The following is a 14,124-nucleotide window of genomic DNA, read 5'->3' on the forward strand; positions in this document are numbered from 1 at the left end:
CCGATAATCTGCCAACCTCTCCTACTGCCCCAAAGCGGCTTCACAGGGGTTGGCAGCTTATCGGTACCCTTCCCCTATCCAGTTCTACTCCGATGCCTACTTCCGATAAAGTCGCCGAACGGCACCTGCTCGTCACCGTGCAAAGCCAGCCCGCGCACCGCGCCCGTGTGCAGGAAATCCTGCTTGAACTCGTGGGCCTGGTGCGCGCGGAGCCGGGCTGCATCTACTACAATATCTTTCAGCAAGCCGAGGCCCCCGATACGTTCCTGATTGCCGCCGCCTGGCTCGATGACGAAGCCATAGCGGCCCACCCGACGCCGCCGCAGTCGCGCCTGGTCGAGCAGCTGCTGCCGTTGCTGACCGCCCCCATGCAGGTGCTTCCTATCCGGCGGGTGAGCGAGAACCCCGCTTAAACCACACCACTCGCAGCCAGGGCCCGGCTGGCTGGTACCGGACGTATCCGGTGCCGGCCAGTCGGGCTTTTGCCGGCTGAGCAGCTTGGCCAGTTGGGCAGCTTGGCCAGTTAGGCGGTACTGGGTTTTTGCCTTGCTGTCAATGCGCTCTACTTGATTTTCGTACTTTTGCCGCATGATGAACGCTGTTGCCAGCAGGCCGGCTCCGCGCCCCACCCGGGAGTTGAAACTGAAAGGGTTCAAAGTGTACGCGGTGGACCGCCCGTGCACCACCCCGCCCTACTTCACCCGGCGCGACTACTATAAGGTCATGCTGCTCACGACCCGGGCCCGGCTGCACTACGGCCACCAGCACTGGGACCTCGACGGCACGTACCTGCTGTTCTTCAACCCGCACATTCCGTATTCGCTGGAAATGCGCGGTGACCTCCGGCACGGCTTCATCAGCCTCTTTACCGAGGAGTTTATCACCTCGCTCGACCGGTCGGAAAGCCTCCCCCAGTCGCCCCTTTTCAAAATCGGGAGCCCGCCGCTCTACCCGCTCGGCGAGACGCAGATACCCTTCATGACCAGTATCTTCCAGAAGATGCTGACCGCGCAGGAAGGTGATTATCCCTTCAAGGCCGAGCTGATTCGCACCTACCTGCAACTTGCCATTCACGAGGCCCTGCACCGGCAGCCCGCCCACACCCTGGTCCAAGCGCACACGGCCGCCTCGCGCCTGGCGGCCCGGTTTTTGGACGTGCTGGAGCAGCAGTTTCCGGTAGAAACGCCCGAGCAGACGCTGGAGCTGAAAACGGCCCAGGAGTTTGCCGACCGGCTGGCCGTGCACGTTAACCACCTCAACAAGGCCGTGAAAGAGGTAACCGGCAAGCCCACCAGCGCGCACATCACCGCCCGCCTCACCGACGAGGCGAAGGCTCTGTTGCAGCACACCACCTGGAGCGTGGCCGAAATTTCCACCTGCCTGGGCTTTGCCTACCCCACCTACTTCAACAACTTTTTCAAGAAGCAGACCAGCACTACCCCGCTGGCCTACCGCAAGGGGACCGGGGCGGTGCTACCGAGCTAGCCAGCCACTGCGCTCCGTAATGCGTGAGCCTGGAAAACGCCTTTGAGCAACGTTTTCAGCCGCTAAATTCCTTTTTACCAAATGGCAAGCCGTGCTTACCCATGCCCGCGTACCTTGTCCTGATGGATGACTTTTTCGCCTATCTGCTGCAGTTTGGCTCGCTCAATCAACACCAACTGGATCTGATTGCCCGCAAGACCACGCCGCTATCCTTACCGAAGGAAGCCTATTTTCTGGAAGCAGGCCAGGTGTCGCGGCGGGTCGGGTTTCTGCTGGAGGGCGTGCTGCGGATTTGCTATTACGACAAGCAGGGCCGGGAAATCACCCGCAACTTCATCGACGAGCATCACCTGACCACCAACCTGTGCGGTCTGGAAGCCGGTTTGGCGTCCGCCGAGCGTGCGCAGACCTTGACCGTTTTCGGCCGGTTACAAAGAGGGATTGCCGCAGCAGTACCGGTCCTTGCTTCCAGGTTATTGAAGAAACGTGACTTGGCTTTAAGCGCTGAATCTAAAGCGAATGAGCAAGCCAAGTGGTTCGCTTGTTTGGTTTTCGCTTTGGTTACCATCATAAACACACGACCCTGGCAATTTAGCCTACCCGAAGCGGCATTTAGAGGTATGCATTAACAGTACTTGATGTTCGTTAGCAATTGATGCTACACGTATCGAAACTCATACAATAGTTAAAAAAAATACGCCAACAACCTGTTAATAAGGATGTTGGCGTATTCGCCTTTGGTGGGCCCAACTGGAATCGAACCAGTGACCTGCTGATTATGAGTCAGCTGCTCTAACCGATTGAGCTATAGGCCCTTGCCTTTACCGCCCACCGGATGGTTGGTTTCAGCCGTGCAAACTTCGACTTTTGCGGGCGGATTTGCAATTACACCGGGCAGGAAAAGCGTTGTTCCGGTGCCCAGCCTCAGATAGTCAGCCTCATGCCACATCAACTGCCCAACCTGCTCTTCGATTTTGGGGGCGTCATCATCAACATCGACTACCAGCGCACCCTGGCGGCTATGGGCCGCCTGCACCGGCACGGCAGCACCATCGAGTTTACGCAGGCAGCACAGGCCGAGCTGTTCGACCAGATGGAAACGGGCCGCCTGACGCCGGCGCAGTTCCGGGACGGCCTGCGCGCCACCTACGAGCTGGAGGCCACCGATGAGGAGCTGGATGCCGCCTGGAACGCCATGCTGCTGGACGTGCCGGCCGAGCGGCTGGCCCTGATTGCGGAACTGCGGGCCCAAGGCCACCAGACGGCGCTGCTCTCCAACACCAACCAGATTCACATCGACCAAATCAACCAGGTGCTGCGTGCGCAATATGGCTTCGAGCACGGCATTGCCGACTGCCTCGACCGGGTGTTCTACTCGCAGCACGTGGGGTTGCGCAAGCCGGGCGAGGAAATTTTCCGGCACGCGCTGCGCGAGATGAACTGGAAGGCCGAGGAAACTCTTTTCATCGAGGACAGTTTTCAACACATCGAAACGGCCCAACGCCTGGGCCTGCACACGCTGTTTCTGGCCCCGCCCCTCACGCTCTCCGACGCCCTACCCGCTGCCCTTAGTGCCTTATCCAACCGACGACCCGCCGCCGCTCCTCCCCTTTCCTGACGCGGCCAGCCCTGACCTGCCGCCGTCTGAACCGGACGAGCCCTGGCAGGATGGGTACGCTGAAAAACCAGAACCGCCGCGCTGGCGGCGCTATGCGCTGCACCTGGGACTGTTCCTACTGACGCTGCTGACCACCACCCTGGCCGGCGCTGAGTGGATGCATGACAAGTTCACGTTCGAGGGAGCGGGCCTGACGCTAGCCGAAATCCGGCAGGGCCTGTGGTTTTCGGTGCCGTTTCTGGGGGTGCTGACGGTGCACGAGTTTGGCCACTACTTCACGGCCCGGCACCACCGGGTGCGGGCCACGCTGCCTTACTACATTCCGTTCTTCACGGGCATGTTCAGCACCATCGGCACGTTCGGGGCTGTCATTCGGGTCAAGGACCGGATATTTTCGCGCAAGGAGTTTTTTGATATCGGGCTGGCCGGGCCGCTGGCGGGGTTTCTGCTGGCGGTGCCGGTGCTGATTTACGGCTTCACGCACCTGCCGCCCGCTGACTATATCTTCCAGATTCATCCGCAATACGCTAAGTATGGCTCTGAGTATGCTCGCTATGTATATAGTGCAGGCCAAGGCATCACGCTGGCCAAGCCGCTGCTGTACCAAGGCCTTGAATACCTGTTTGCTGACCCCGCCCGGCTGCCGCACCCCAACGAGCTGACGCACTACCCGGTGCTACTGGCGGGTTCACTGGCGCTGTTTTTCACGGCCCTCAACCTGCTGCCCATCGGCCAGCTCGATGGCGGGCACATTCTGTACGGGTTGCTGGGCTTCCGGCGCTTCAACCGGCTGTCGGGGGTGCTGTTTGTGGGGTTTGTGTTCTATGCCGGGCTGGGGCTGTTTTCGCTGCGCACGTCCGGCCAAACGTGGCTGTACTGGGGCGCGCCGTACTTTGCCTATCTGTGTGTGGTGCTGCGGCCGGTGGTGCCGCGGCTCTGGCAGGCGCTGCTGCTGGCGGTGGGCGTGTGGGCGGTGCAGCTGGCCTGCACGGTGGCGGTGCCGGGCATTCTGGGCAATCCGGGCTGGCTGGGGTTCGGGCTGCTGCTAAGCCGCCTGATGGGCGTGTTTCACCCGCCGGCGCCCGACGAAACGCCGCTTTCCGGCGGGCGCAAGGTGCTGGGCTGGTTGATGCTGGCTATTTTTGTGCTGTGTTTCTCGCCCAGCCCGTTCGCCTTTATCTGAGTGGCCTGATTTCCTGTTTGTTTTTCGGGGCAGTTTCGCCCGTCGTTTTACTATTCCATGCTTCTTGAACAACGCCGGTTGTGGGCCGGCAGTACCCTGGTGGCGTTGCGCCAGCATGGCCTCTACATCTGCCAGCGCGAAGCCGGCGGGCGGGCCGTGCTGGAAGTGGAGCTGCCCTACGAGGAAATTCTGCCCGTGCGGGTGGAGCGCCGCAACTTCGTGCCGCACAAAAAACTGCTTAGCCTGCTGGCCATTGTGGGCTGGTGCCTGTTCACCTTCACGCTCGACCACCGCCAGGAGGCCTCGTTTGTCGTCGACTTCTGGCTCTGGGCCCTGGGCCTCAGCGGCCCGCTGCTGGTATACGCCTGGTATGGCTGGCAGCACCGGTGGCGCGAGTTTGTGCTGCTCACGTCCCGCTCCAGCATCATCTTCGCCGACCGTTCGTCTGAGCAGGCCGCCCTGCAGGACTTTGCCGAAGCCCTGGACCGCCGCACCAAAAGCTACCTGCGCCACGAGTACGGCCAGGTGAATCCGCTCGGCCCCATCGAAATCCAACTGCACCGCCTGCAGTGGCTGCGCAACCTAGAGGTCCTCACCGATGCCGAGGCCCGCACTAGCGCCACCCGCCTCACCGGCCGCCTCTCCCTCGACACCATGCGCAGTATGGGCCAGGACCTGGAAACGCCTTACGTGAATTAGGCTGTGTCTGAAAAGGGGTGTTATGTATCTTAGGGTATGGCAGCACGGTATGAGTTAACAGATGCCCAATGGGCCGCGGTGGAAAGCGAATTGCCCCCACAACGTCTGGGGCGCCCCCGGCGCGATGACCGCCAGCAATGGAATGCCTTACTCTGGATCCTATGCACCGGAGCGCCCTGGCGGGATTTACCAGCACGCTACGGCCCCTGGCAAACGGCGTACGAACGATTTCGCCGGTGGGCCGCTGATGGCACCTTCGAGCGGGTGTTGCACCGCTTACGCCTGCGCCTGGATGCGGCCGGCTTGTTAGACCTGGACACGTGGCTGGTGGATTCGACCACGGTGCGGGCCACCAAAAGTGCGGCGGGCGGCACGAAAAAAAAGCCCAGTGCCTCGGGCGCAGCCGCGGCGGGCTGACCAGCAAGCTGCATGTAGTCTGTGATGGCGCGGGTACGCCGCTGGCCCTGCATCTGTCGGCCGGCCAGCGGCATGATGGGCCCCAGTTTGAACCGCTTTGTGAACAGGTGCGGGTGCGTCGACGCCCACGTCAACTCCTGGCCGACCGCGGCTACGACGCGGTCCACATTCGCCACTGGCTCCGTCGTCGTCGCATCCGGGCCGTCATTCCACGTCGGCAACCAGCCGCAGGCCGTCGCTGTCGGCGGCGAGGACGGCCACCCCGAATCGAGCCAACTCGCTATGCGCGGCGCAATGTGGTGGAACGCTTCTTTGGCTCGCTCAAAGAACATCGCCGCGTGGCCACGCGCTATGAGAAACACGACGCCCATTTCCTCAGCATGGCCTCGCTGGCCTGTATCCGCCGTATTTTGCAGCATCACTTTTCAGACACAGCCTAGTGTGAGTATCAAGTAGGAAGTAATGAGTATGAAGTAGCCTGTTGCTGCCGACGCACGCAAAAAGGGCCTTTCTCTTCGGCAAACTGCCAAAAAGAAAGGCCCTTTTCCTTGCTAATACTAAGCACTGACTTCTCAGTACTCAATACTAAATACTCGCTACCAAATACTTACCGGCCTTCCAGCGCCGCTACGCCGGGCAGCTCCTTGCCTTCCATGTACTCCAGCAGCGCGCCGCCGCCGGTGCTGATGTAGCTCACCTTGTCGGAGAAGCCCATCTGGTTGACGGCCGCGGCCGAGTCGCCGCCGCCGATGAGGCTGAAGGCGCCGGCCTCGGTGGCGTCGGCAATGGCCTGGGCCACGGCCTGGGTGCCTTTGGCGAAGCTGGGCATTTCGAATACGCCCATCGGGCCGTTCCAGAGGATGGTTTTGGAGTTGCGCACCGACCTCAGTAAACGCCTTGCTGGACTCCGGGCCCAGGTCGAGGCCCATCCAGCCGTCCGGGATTTCGCTGTTGGCAGCTACTTTGGTTTGGGCGTCGTTGGCGAATTTGTCGGCAATGAGGCTGTCGGTGGGCAGCACCAGGTTCACGCCTTTGGCTTTGGCCTGCTCGATGAGGCGCAGGGCCAGGTCCATCTTGTCGGCTTCCAGCAGCGAGCTGCCGATGTGGCCGCCCTGGGCTTTGGCAAACGTGTAAGCCATGCCGCCCCCGATGAGCAGGTTGTCGACCTTGTCGAGCAGCTTCTCAATCAGCTGAATCTTGTCGGAAATCTTGGCGCCGCCCATGATGGCCGTGAAGGGCCGCTCGGCGTGCTCCAGCACCTTTTTGGCGTTGTCGAGCTCACTCTGCAGCAGGTAGCCGGCCACGCGGTCAGCGGGCGCGAAGTGGCTGGCCATGACGGCCGTGGAGGCGTGCTTGCGGTGCGCTGCGCCGAAAGCGTCGTTCACGTACACGTTGCCGAGCGGGGCCAGCTTTTCGGCAAACGCGTCGTCGCCTTTCTCTTCCTCGGGGTAGAAGCGCACGTTTTCCACCAGCAGAATCTGGCCGGGCTGCAGCGCGTCGGCCTGGGCCTGGGCCTGCAGCGCATCGGTGGCAAACTGCACCTCGGTACCGTACTCCTCGCCCAGGCGGGCCACAATGTGCTTCAGCGAAAACTTGTCTTCGGGGCCGCCTTTGGGCCGGCCCAGGTGCGAGAGCAGCACCACGGAGCCCCCATCGGCCAGGATTTTCTTGATGGTCGGCGTAGCGGCCCGGATGCGGGTATCGTCGGTGATGGCGAAGCTCTTATCGAGCGGCACGTTGAAATCTACGCGCACCACGGCGCGCTTGCCGGCGAAGTTATACTGATCGAGAGTTTGCATGAGCGGGTTGGTTGGATGACGGCGCGAATGTAGCATAAGCTTTAGCTTGTGCCGTGCTGGCCGTGTACGAAAAACCGCCGGCCAGCGCTGACTGCTTTTTTCTGTTGGAGTGGTTTAGGGCACAAGCTAAAGCTTATGCTACATCCCCGTACCTTTGCGCTACCTATGAAAATCGGCATCTTCTTCGGCGGCCCGTCGCGTGAGCGGGAAATCAGCTTTGCGGGCGGCCGCACCGTATACGACAACCTCGACAAGGCCCTCTTTGAGGCCGTCCCCGTGTTTGTGGACAGCAGCGGAAACTTCATTCTGCTCGACTGGCACTTCATCTATAAAGGCACCATCCGCGACTTCTACCCGCCGGTATCGGCGCTGCCGCGCACCGAGCTACCGTGGCAGGTGTACCTGGAAAGCCTCGGCCACCTGAGCCTGGACGAGCAGGACCGCATTATCGCGGAGGTAGGCCGCCGCGTGCAGCCCCAGGAGCTGCGCGAGCTGATGGACTTCGCCTTCCTGGCCCTGCACGGCCCGGGCGGCGAAGACGGCGCCATTCAGGGCCTGCTGGAATGGTACGGCATTCCGTACTCCGGCTCCGGCATTCTGCCCTCGGCGTTCGGCATTGATAAGATTGCGCAGAAAAAGCTACTCAAGGCCCTGAATCAGCCTACCCCGAAGTTTCGGGTGTTGGAAGAGTCGTGGGCTCTGAATGCCACTCACCCCAAGTATCTACGAGGCTTGGTAGAGGAGCTTGGGCTGCCGCTGGTTATCAAGGCCCCACGCCAAGGCAGCAGCTTGGGCATCAGCATTCTGAAAGAAGAAGATCCGGCCGCTTTTGCCAAAGCTATTGAGCGGGCCTTGTTTCAGCACACCATCACGCGGGAGGAATGGGCAGCGCTGGACGAGCCGGCTCGCTTGGCTTGGGTGCGACAGGTGGCTGATATCCGGGAAGGCATTGGGTTGCCCGTTGCAGCGCATGCTGCCCAAGCCGGCTTCGGAGCCATCAGCTCCGACTATGTAATGCCGGTGCTGGAGCACCCGCAGGAACTGCTCACTTTCCTAAACGAGCACTTTCCGCAAGCCGATGTAGTTCACCTGCGCAGCACCACCGGCGAAACGCAGGTGTTGGTGGAAAGCTTTGTGGCCGGCCGCGAGTTCAGCTGCATTGTGGTGGAGAATGAGCGGGGCGAGCCGCTGGCTCTGCCTCCAACGGAGATTGTAAAGGGCGACGAAATGTTCGACTACCGCTCGAAGTATCTGCCGGGCTTGGCGCGCAAAGTGACGCCCATTGACCTGCCGGAAGCTGATATTCAGCGCATCCGGCAGCAAGCCCAGACGATGTTTAGCACGTTCGGCTTTCAGGTATATGCCCGTCTCGACGGCTTCATTCAGGCCGACGGCACGATCTTCCTCAACGACCCGAACACGACATCGGGGATGCTGCCAGCCTCGTTCTTCTTCCATCAAGCCGCTGAAATTGGCCTCAATCCGAGCCAGTTCCTGACGTACATCATTCGGACTTCCCTGGCGGCGCGGCGCCGCAGCGGGATGGCCCCAACCAAGCTGGAAGCACAGTTGCGCCAGCTGGACGCGGCCGTGGCGGCCCGGGCCAGCGAGGTGCGCACCCGCACGAAAGTGGCCGTGGTTATGGGCGGCTACTCGTCGGAGCGGCATATTTCGGTGGAAAGCGGCCGCAACATCTTCGAGAAGCTCAGCTCCTCGGTGAAGTACGAGCCGGTGCCCGTGTTCCTGACCGGCAACAGCGACGAGTTCCGCCTCTACGTGCTGCCCATCAACGTGATGCTCAAGGACAACGCCGACGACATCCGGGAGAAAGTGGAGCACATGGAGGCCGGCCACGGCCTGCACCCTATTTTGGAGCGCATCCGGCAGGAAGCTCAGGACATCACCCGCACCTTCGCGGGGCAGCTCACGGCCCAGCCGCGCCGCGTGTCGTTCGCGGAGCTGGCTGACATGGTGGACGAAGTGTTCATTGCCCTGCACGGCCGCCCCGGCGAAGACGGTGCCCTGCAGCGCGAGCTGGAGAAGTTCGGGTTGCCCTACAACGGCTCGGGCGTGGACAGTTCCTCGGTCACGATCAACAAGTTTGAAACCAACCGCCGCCTGCGCGAGGCCGGGCTGCGCGTGGCTGAGCACCGTATGGCCAGCCGCCTGGAGTGGGCCGCCGACGCCGAAAGCTTCTACCGGAGCCTGGAAACGCAGTTCCCCTACCCCTTCATCGCCAAGCCCGCCGACGACGGCTGTTCTTCGGCCGTGAAGAAAATTAAGTCCCGGCCGGAGCTGGAGGCCTTCACCCGCCTCATCTTCCGCGACCAGCAGGACCTGATGCCCGCCGAGGCCACCACGCTCAGCCTGGGCTTCAAGGAGGAATTCCCGCAGAAGGACGCCTTCCTGGTGGAAACCCTGATTTCGCGCGACGGCGCGGCCCACTTCCTGGAAGTAACCGGCGGCCTGCTCACGCACTACGGCCCCGAGGGCGAGCTGCAGATTGAGGTGTTTGAGGCCTCGGAAGCTCTGGCCACCGGCGAGGTGCTGAGCCTGGAAGAGAAGTTTCTGGCCGGCGAAGGCCAGAACATCACCCCGGCCCGCTACGCGCCGGAGCCCCAAGAGCGCCAGCGCATCTCGGAGGAAGTGAAGCAGGAGCTGCGTCGCGTGGCCGAAATCCTGAACATTCAGGGCTACGCCCGCATCGATGCGTTTGTGCGCGTCCGCGACAACGGGGCGGTGGAAGTGCTCATCATCGAGGTGAACTCCTTGCCCGGCATGACGCCCGCTACCTGCATTTTCCACCAGACCGCGCTGGCCGGCTACACGCCCTACCAGTTCATCGACCAGATTCTGGAGTTCGGCAAGCAGCGCAGTGAGCGGCAGATTGTAGCATAAGCTTTAGCTTGTGCCGTTAACCGCCTACCTCATTTTCATCTACCCTACCTGTCGCCAACTACCACCTGGCGGCGCAAGCTAAAGCTTACGCTACATGTCTTTTTTCAAATCTGATACGCCGCTTGATCTGGTGAAGCACCTGCTGGTGATTGGCCTGGCCACGGCGGCGCTGGTGTTCGGGTTCTTCTTCGTGTATCTGCCCCTCACCACCAACCACGGCGAAACCATCGTGGTGCCCAAAATCACGGGTATGAACCAGGCAGACCTCGAAGACTACCTCGATGAGCGCAACCTGCGCTTCTACGTCGACGACAGTTCCTATAATCCCGGCACGCGCCCGTTTACGGTGCTCAACCAGGACCCCGCGCCCGGCGAGAAGGTGAAGGAAGACCGCAAGATCTACATCACTGTGGCCATGAAGAACCCACCCGTCATCAAGATGCCCAAGCTGACGGATGGCTCGGTGAAAAACGCCCAGATGATTCTGAGCAGCTACGATTTGGTGGTAGGCCAGATCAAGCTGGTGCCCAACATTCAGCAGAACGCCGTGCTGCGGCAGCTGGTGGGCGGCAAGGAAATTGCGCCCGGCGCCGCCATTGCCAAAGGCACTAAAGTAGACCTGGAAGTGGGCGACGGCCTCGGCAACCAGGAATTCCCGGTGCCTAACCTCATCAACATGCCCGCCGACGAAGCCACCACCTTGCTCATCGGCCAGGGCCTGCAGCTGGGCGAAGTATTCTACCAGCCCGCCCAGGACGGCGAAACCGACGGCACCGTAGTGAAGCAGCGCCCCGTGGCCGCCCCCGACGCCACCATCCGCATGGGCCAGCTGGTCGACATCTGGGTGGCCGGCGACGAGCCAGTGAAACCAGTGAACTAGAATCGCAGATTTTGCAGATTTAAGGCTGATTTCACAGATTGATTTCCCCCGAAAGAGCCGCGCTGTTGCGCGGCTCTTTTGCGTTGTATTGCCACCAGCAGGCGCATACCTCTACCGCCTGAATCCGCGAAATCCTTTTTCAATCTGCAAAATCTGTGATTGAAATTTTAAGCGGTGCCGGCGCGTTTCAAGCCCATATCCTAACTTGCTTTCGATGATGTATTCCAAAGTTCTACGCGTTTCTGTCTTATCGATTCTGGGTGTGCTGCCCTTGGCCACGGTGGCGCAGGAGCTACACTCGCTGGGCACCGACCCGGGCCGCACGGCGCCGGCCGCCCGCCCGGCCACCGCCCAGCGCGGGCAGGCCCTGACGCTGCCCTTCTTCGACGACTTCACGACGCCCCAGGAGGGCACGCCGAAAGCGGCGAACTGGCTGCCCGGCGGCGGGGTGCTCGTCAACAACCGGTTTCCACTGGCGCCGCCCACCCGCGGCGTGGCCACCTTCGACGGGCAGCAGGCCAACGGCCGCCCCTACGGCAGCGGCTACAGCGACATCGACTCGCTGGTGTCGCAGCCCATCGACCTGAGCGGCCGCACCGCCACCGACCGGCTGTATCTGGGCTTCTACTGGCAGGCGGGCAACATTTTCCGGCGGCCGTCGGCCAATGCCAGCACGGCCGCGGTGCAGCTGCAGCTGGAGTTCAAAGACCAGAATGGCCTGTGGGTGCCGGTCTGGACGCGCCGCAGCAACGGCACCCGCGAGGACTTCCGGCGCAAGTTCGTGGCCATTGATCAGGCGCGGTTTCTGCACGGTGATTTCCAGTTCCGGTTTCGGGCCAAGGGCAGCCTGGCCAACAACGACGACTCCTGGAGCATCGACTACGTGAAGCTGGCCCCGGTGCGGGTGCGCGCCGATTCGCTGTATCAGGACGTGGCCACTAGCCGCCCGCTGAGCAGCTTGCTGGCCCGCGGCACGGCCATGCCGGTGGGGCAGTTCAACGCCGCCCCCAACCCGACCGCGCAACTCAACCCGGCCACCTTCACCACCATCAACAACCTCTCCGACAGCGGCTTTCCGGTGCCCGGCCGCTGGGTGGGCCAGCTGGACGTGCTGCCCAGCGGCCCGTCGGCCCTGTTCCGTACTACCGACTTCCTCTCGCTGAGCAGCCCGCAGTTTCAGTTTCGGATTGCGGGCGACCTGCGTAGCAGCCCGCTGCCGGTGTCGGCGGCGGCCAAAACGGTGCGGCACCGCCTCACGCTCATCACCAACGAAGCCAACACCGACCCGCGCACCCTGCCCAACGACACCATCTCGCGCGTGACCGAGTTGAGCGACTATTTCGCTTACGACGACGGCACCGCCGAAGCCTTCGTGAGCGTGCCGCCGTCTACCCTGAATCAGAGCTACTACGCTCTGCAGTTCGACCTCAACAAGCCCGACCAGGTGCGCAGCATCCGTATCTCGCCGGCGTATCCGAGTGCGGCGGGCCGCACCATCACCGTGAACGTGTGGGACGCCGACCCGGCCAACAGCGGGGCCCCTACCCGCTTGCCCAAAGCCACGCAGAGTGTGCAGATTCCGGCCTCGCTGCCGGCGGGCCAGACGTTCATGGAAGTTGCGTTTGCAGCGCCGGTGCCGGTGAGTGGGCGGTTTTATGCCGGCTACGGCCACGGCCTCATTACCACGCCGCTTGGCATCAACATCGACCTCAACAACGTGCCGCCCACGGATGCCTTCTGGCAGTTCACCCGCAACGTGTGGGAGCCGAGGCCCACGGTTTCGCCGGATGTGCCGCCGCAGTACGAGGGCTGGGCCCTGATGCTGCGCCCGGTGATGACCAACACGGTGCTCAGCAGCGCCCCGGCGTCGGTGGCCGACTCGTACAGCCTCTACCCCAACCCGGCCTCGCAGGGGCAGGTGCGGGTGCAGGGCCGCTACGCCCATGCCCAGGTGCTCGATGCCCTGGGCCGCGTGGCCTGGCAGCAGCCCGCCAGCCAGCACGGCCAGCCCCTGCTGGAGCTGGGCGCGCTGCCCGCCGGCCTCTACCTGGTGCAGCTGACACTGGCCGATGGCCTGACCGTGAGCAAGCGCCTGATACTGAACAAATAGATAATCTGCGGGCCCTTTTTGCGTGGTACTTATGTGGAGTTTTGCCACCTTTACGCTCCACAATTTTCCTTCCACAACCCTTCACATAGCCCTATGGCCGATATAACTCCTGCCGAGCTAAAACAACGCCAGGCCGCTGGCGAAAAACCTACCATTATTGACGTGCGCGAGCCTTGGGAAAACGAGGAAGGCCGCATCGAAGGCAGCCAGAATATTCCGCTTAACACGCTGCCGCAGAAGCTAGAAGAGCTGGAAGACCTCAAAGACCAGGAAATCATTGTGCACTGCAAAAGCGGCGGCCGTTCCACCTCGGCCAAAGCTTACCTCACCCAGCAGGGCTTTATGCAGGTTCGCAACCTGCTCGGCGGCTTCCAGGCCTACCAGCAGGCGTAGATTTTTCGGTTGTATCTATCGGAGTCGTTTCCTCGTTTGGGGAAACGACTCTTTTTTTATGCCTGTTTATCAACTACTTGACACAAAGTGCAATAATTAATTGTGCACAACTAAACATTACACAACCACAGGCAGTTCACTATTCTGAAACCCATGAGCGACACTCCATCCCTTCCTTCCGACGAAACGCTGCTGAAACTGGAAAGCCAGCTGTGCTTCCCCATCTATGCCGTTTCCAGGATGCTGACCAAGGCCTACCAGCCCTATCTGCAGGAGCTTGACCTGACCTATCCGCAATACCTGGTGCTGCTGCTGCTCTGGGAGCATGGCGAGCTGACCGTAAAGGCGCTGGGCGACAACCTGCTGCTCGACTCGGGCACGCTCACGCCGCTGCTCAAGCGGCTGGAGCAGAAGCAGTGGGTGAGCCGCCGCCGCGACCCGCGCGACGAGCGGTCCGTCATCATCGGCCTGCTGCCGGCTGGCCGCGAGCTGCAGAAGCGTGCTTGCCACGTTCCGGAGGCCCTGTTCGCCAGGCTGGGCATGCCGCCCGCCGAGTTTGAGGCCCTGCGCACCCAGCTTCAACAACTACTCATTCGGCTGTCCTGAGTCCTGGCCGGCTTTTTTTCTTCTTCCCTTCATTTT

Annotated in this window: 11 protein-coding genes, 1 tRNA gene and 2 pseudogenes; 12 read left to right on the top strand and 2 right to left on the bottom strand. The window is 61.8% G+C overall.

Going from position 1 to position 14,124, the window contains the following annotated elements; genetic code table 11:
* The first annotated feature begins 92 nt into the window (after positions 1–92).
* The 3 genes from N008_RS01620 (at position 93) to N008_RS21200 (ending at position 2,114) form a co-directional block, all read left to right on the top strand.
* The gene (locus tag N008_RS01620) at positions 93–413 is read left to right on the top strand and encodes a putative quinol monooxygenase (RefSeq protein WP_044013250.1); all 321 of its coding nucleotides are present in this window, start codon (positions 93–95) and stop codon (positions 411–413) included.
* 175 nt (positions 414–588) lie between these two features.
* Positions 589–1,485 (top strand): helix-turn-helix domain-containing protein, encoded by an 897-nt coding sequence (locus N008_RS01625; protein ID WP_044013252.1) that lies wholly within the window; start codon positions 589–591, stop codon positions 1,483–1,485.
* 101 nt (positions 1,486–1,586) lie between these two features.
* Positions 1,587–2,114 carry a Crp/Fnr family transcriptional regulator gene (locus N008_RS21200; RefSeq protein WP_052381077.1) on the top strand — a complete coding sequence of 176 codons (528 nt, stop codon included), beginning with the start codon at positions 1,587–1,589 and terminating at the stop codon, positions 2,112–2,114.
* A gap of 109 nt (positions 2,115–2,223) precedes the next feature.
* Here the strand turns inward: N008_RS21200 and N008_RS01635 are convergent.
* A tRNA-Ile gene (locus tag N008_RS01635) sits at positions 2,224–2,300 on the bottom strand.
* A gap of 125 nt (positions 2,301–2,425) precedes the next feature.
* On the opposite strand from N008_RS01635, the gene N008_RS01640 reads away from it, so the two are divergent.
* From N008_RS01640 to N008_RS22185, 4 genes and pseudogenes are all read left to right on the top strand, one after another.
* Entirely contained in the window at positions 2,426–3,103 is a 678-nt protein-coding gene (locus N008_RS01640; protein ID WP_052381078.1) for an HAD family hydrolase, read from the top strand.
* Positions 3,057–4,286 (top strand): site-2 protease family protein, encoded by a 1,230-nt coding sequence (locus N008_RS01645; RefSeq protein WP_231569765.1) that lies wholly within the window; start codon positions 3,057–3,059, stop codon positions 4,284–4,286. The genes N008_RS01640 and N008_RS01645 overlap by 47 nt, the downstream gene beginning before the upstream one ends.
* Positions 4,287–4,343: 57 nt before the next feature.
* Positions 4,344–4,985, top strand: coding sequence for a hypothetical protein (locus tag N008_RS01650; protein ID WP_156108956.1), 642 nt, complete (start codon positions 4,344–4,346; stop codon positions 4,983–4,985).
* Between the two features lie 105 nt (positions 4,986–5,090).
* Positions 5,091–5,842: pseudogene (locus N008_RS22185) on the top strand (IS5 family transposase).
* Between the two features lie 167 nt (positions 5,843–6,009).
* On the opposite strand, the pseudogene N008_RS01660 reads toward N008_RS22185, so the two are convergent.
* Positions 6,010–7,201, bottom strand: a pseudogene (locus N008_RS01660) (phosphoglycerate kinase).
* 165 nt (positions 7,202–7,366) lie between these two features.
* Between N008_RS01660 and N008_RS01665 the strand changes: the two are divergent.
* From N008_RS01665 to N008_RS01685, 5 genes are all read left to right on the top strand, one after another.
* Entirely contained in the window at positions 7,367–10,099 is a 2,733-nt protein-coding gene (locus N008_RS01665; protein ID WP_044013256.1) for a D-alanine--D-alanine ligase, read from the top strand.
* 94 nt (positions 10,100–10,193) lie between these two features.
* The gene (locus N008_RS01670; protein WP_044013258.1) at positions 10,194–10,979 is read left to right on the top strand and encodes a PASTA domain-containing protein; all 786 of its coding nucleotides are present in this window, start codon (positions 10,194–10,196) and stop codon (positions 10,977–10,979) included.
* A 217-nt stretch (positions 10,980–11,196) separates the two neighbouring features.
* Positions 11,197–13,089 (top strand): T9SS type A sorting domain-containing protein, encoded by a 1,893-nt coding sequence (locus N008_RS01675; RefSeq protein WP_197062927.1) that lies wholly within the window; start codon positions 11,197–11,199, stop codon positions 13,087–13,089.
* A gap of 93 nt (positions 13,090–13,182) precedes the next feature.
* The gene (locus tag N008_RS01680) at positions 13,183–13,482 is read left to right on the top strand and encodes a rhodanese-like domain-containing protein (RefSeq protein ID WP_044013262.1); all 300 of its coding nucleotides are present in this window, start codon (positions 13,183–13,185) and stop codon (positions 13,480–13,482) included.
* Positions 13,483–13,635: 153 nt separating this feature from the next.
* On the top strand, positions 13,636–14,088 hold the full coding sequence (locus tag N008_RS01685; protein WP_052381079.1) for a MarR family winged helix-turn-helix transcriptional regulator: 453 nt from the start codon (positions 13,636–13,638) through the stop codon (positions 14,086–14,088).
* Positions 14,089–14,124: the final 36 nt, after the last annotated feature.

The sequence above is a fragment of the Hymenobacter sp. APR13 genome (assembly GCF_000737515.1).
Classification (GTDB): Bacteria; Bacteroidota; Bacteroidia; order Cytophagales; family Hymenobacteraceae; genus Hymenobacter.

What these genes read in the sequence shown, in the direction of transcription:
- N008_RS01680 (WP_044013262.1), top strand. Translation starts at nt 13,183, where the DNA reads ATGGCCGATATAACTCCTGCCGAGCTAAAACAACGCCAGGCCGCTGGC.
- N008_RS01625 (WP_044013252.1), top strand. Translation starts at nt 589, where the DNA reads ATGATGAACGCTGTTGCCAGCAGGCCGGCTCCGCGCCCCACCCGGGAG.
- N008_RS01665 (WP_044013256.1), top strand. Translation starts at nt 7,367, where the DNA reads ATGAAAATCGGCATCTTCTTCGGCGGCCCGTCGCGTGAGCGGGAAATC.
- N008_RS01670 (WP_044013258.1), top strand. Translation starts at nt 10,194, where the DNA reads ATGTCTTTTTTCAAATCTGATACGCCGCTTGATCTGGTGAAGCACCTG.
- N008_RS01640 (WP_052381078.1), top strand. Translation starts at nt 2,426, where the DNA reads ATGCCACATCAACTGCCCAACCTGCTCTTCGATTTTGGGGGCGTCATC.
- N008_RS01675 (WP_197062927.1), top strand. Translation starts at nt 11,197, where the DNA reads ATGTATTCCAAAGTTCTACGCGTTTCTGTCTTATCGATTCTGGGTGTG.
- N008_RS01620 (WP_044013250.1), top strand. Translation starts at nt 93, where the DNA reads ATGCCTACTTCCGATAAAGTCGCCGAACGGCACCTGCTCGTCACCGTG.
- N008_RS01685 (WP_052381079.1), top strand. Translation starts at nt 13,636, where the DNA reads ATGAGCGACACTCCATCCCTTCCTTCCGACGAAACGCTGCTGAAACTG.
- N008_RS21200 (WP_052381077.1), top strand. Translation starts at nt 1,587, where the DNA reads ATGCCCGCGTACCTTGTCCTGATGGATGACTTTTTCGCCTATCTGCTG.
- N008_RS01650 (WP_156108956.1), top strand. Translation starts at nt 4,344, where the DNA reads ATGCTTCTTGAACAACGCCGGTTGTGGGCCGGCAGTACCCTGGTGGCG.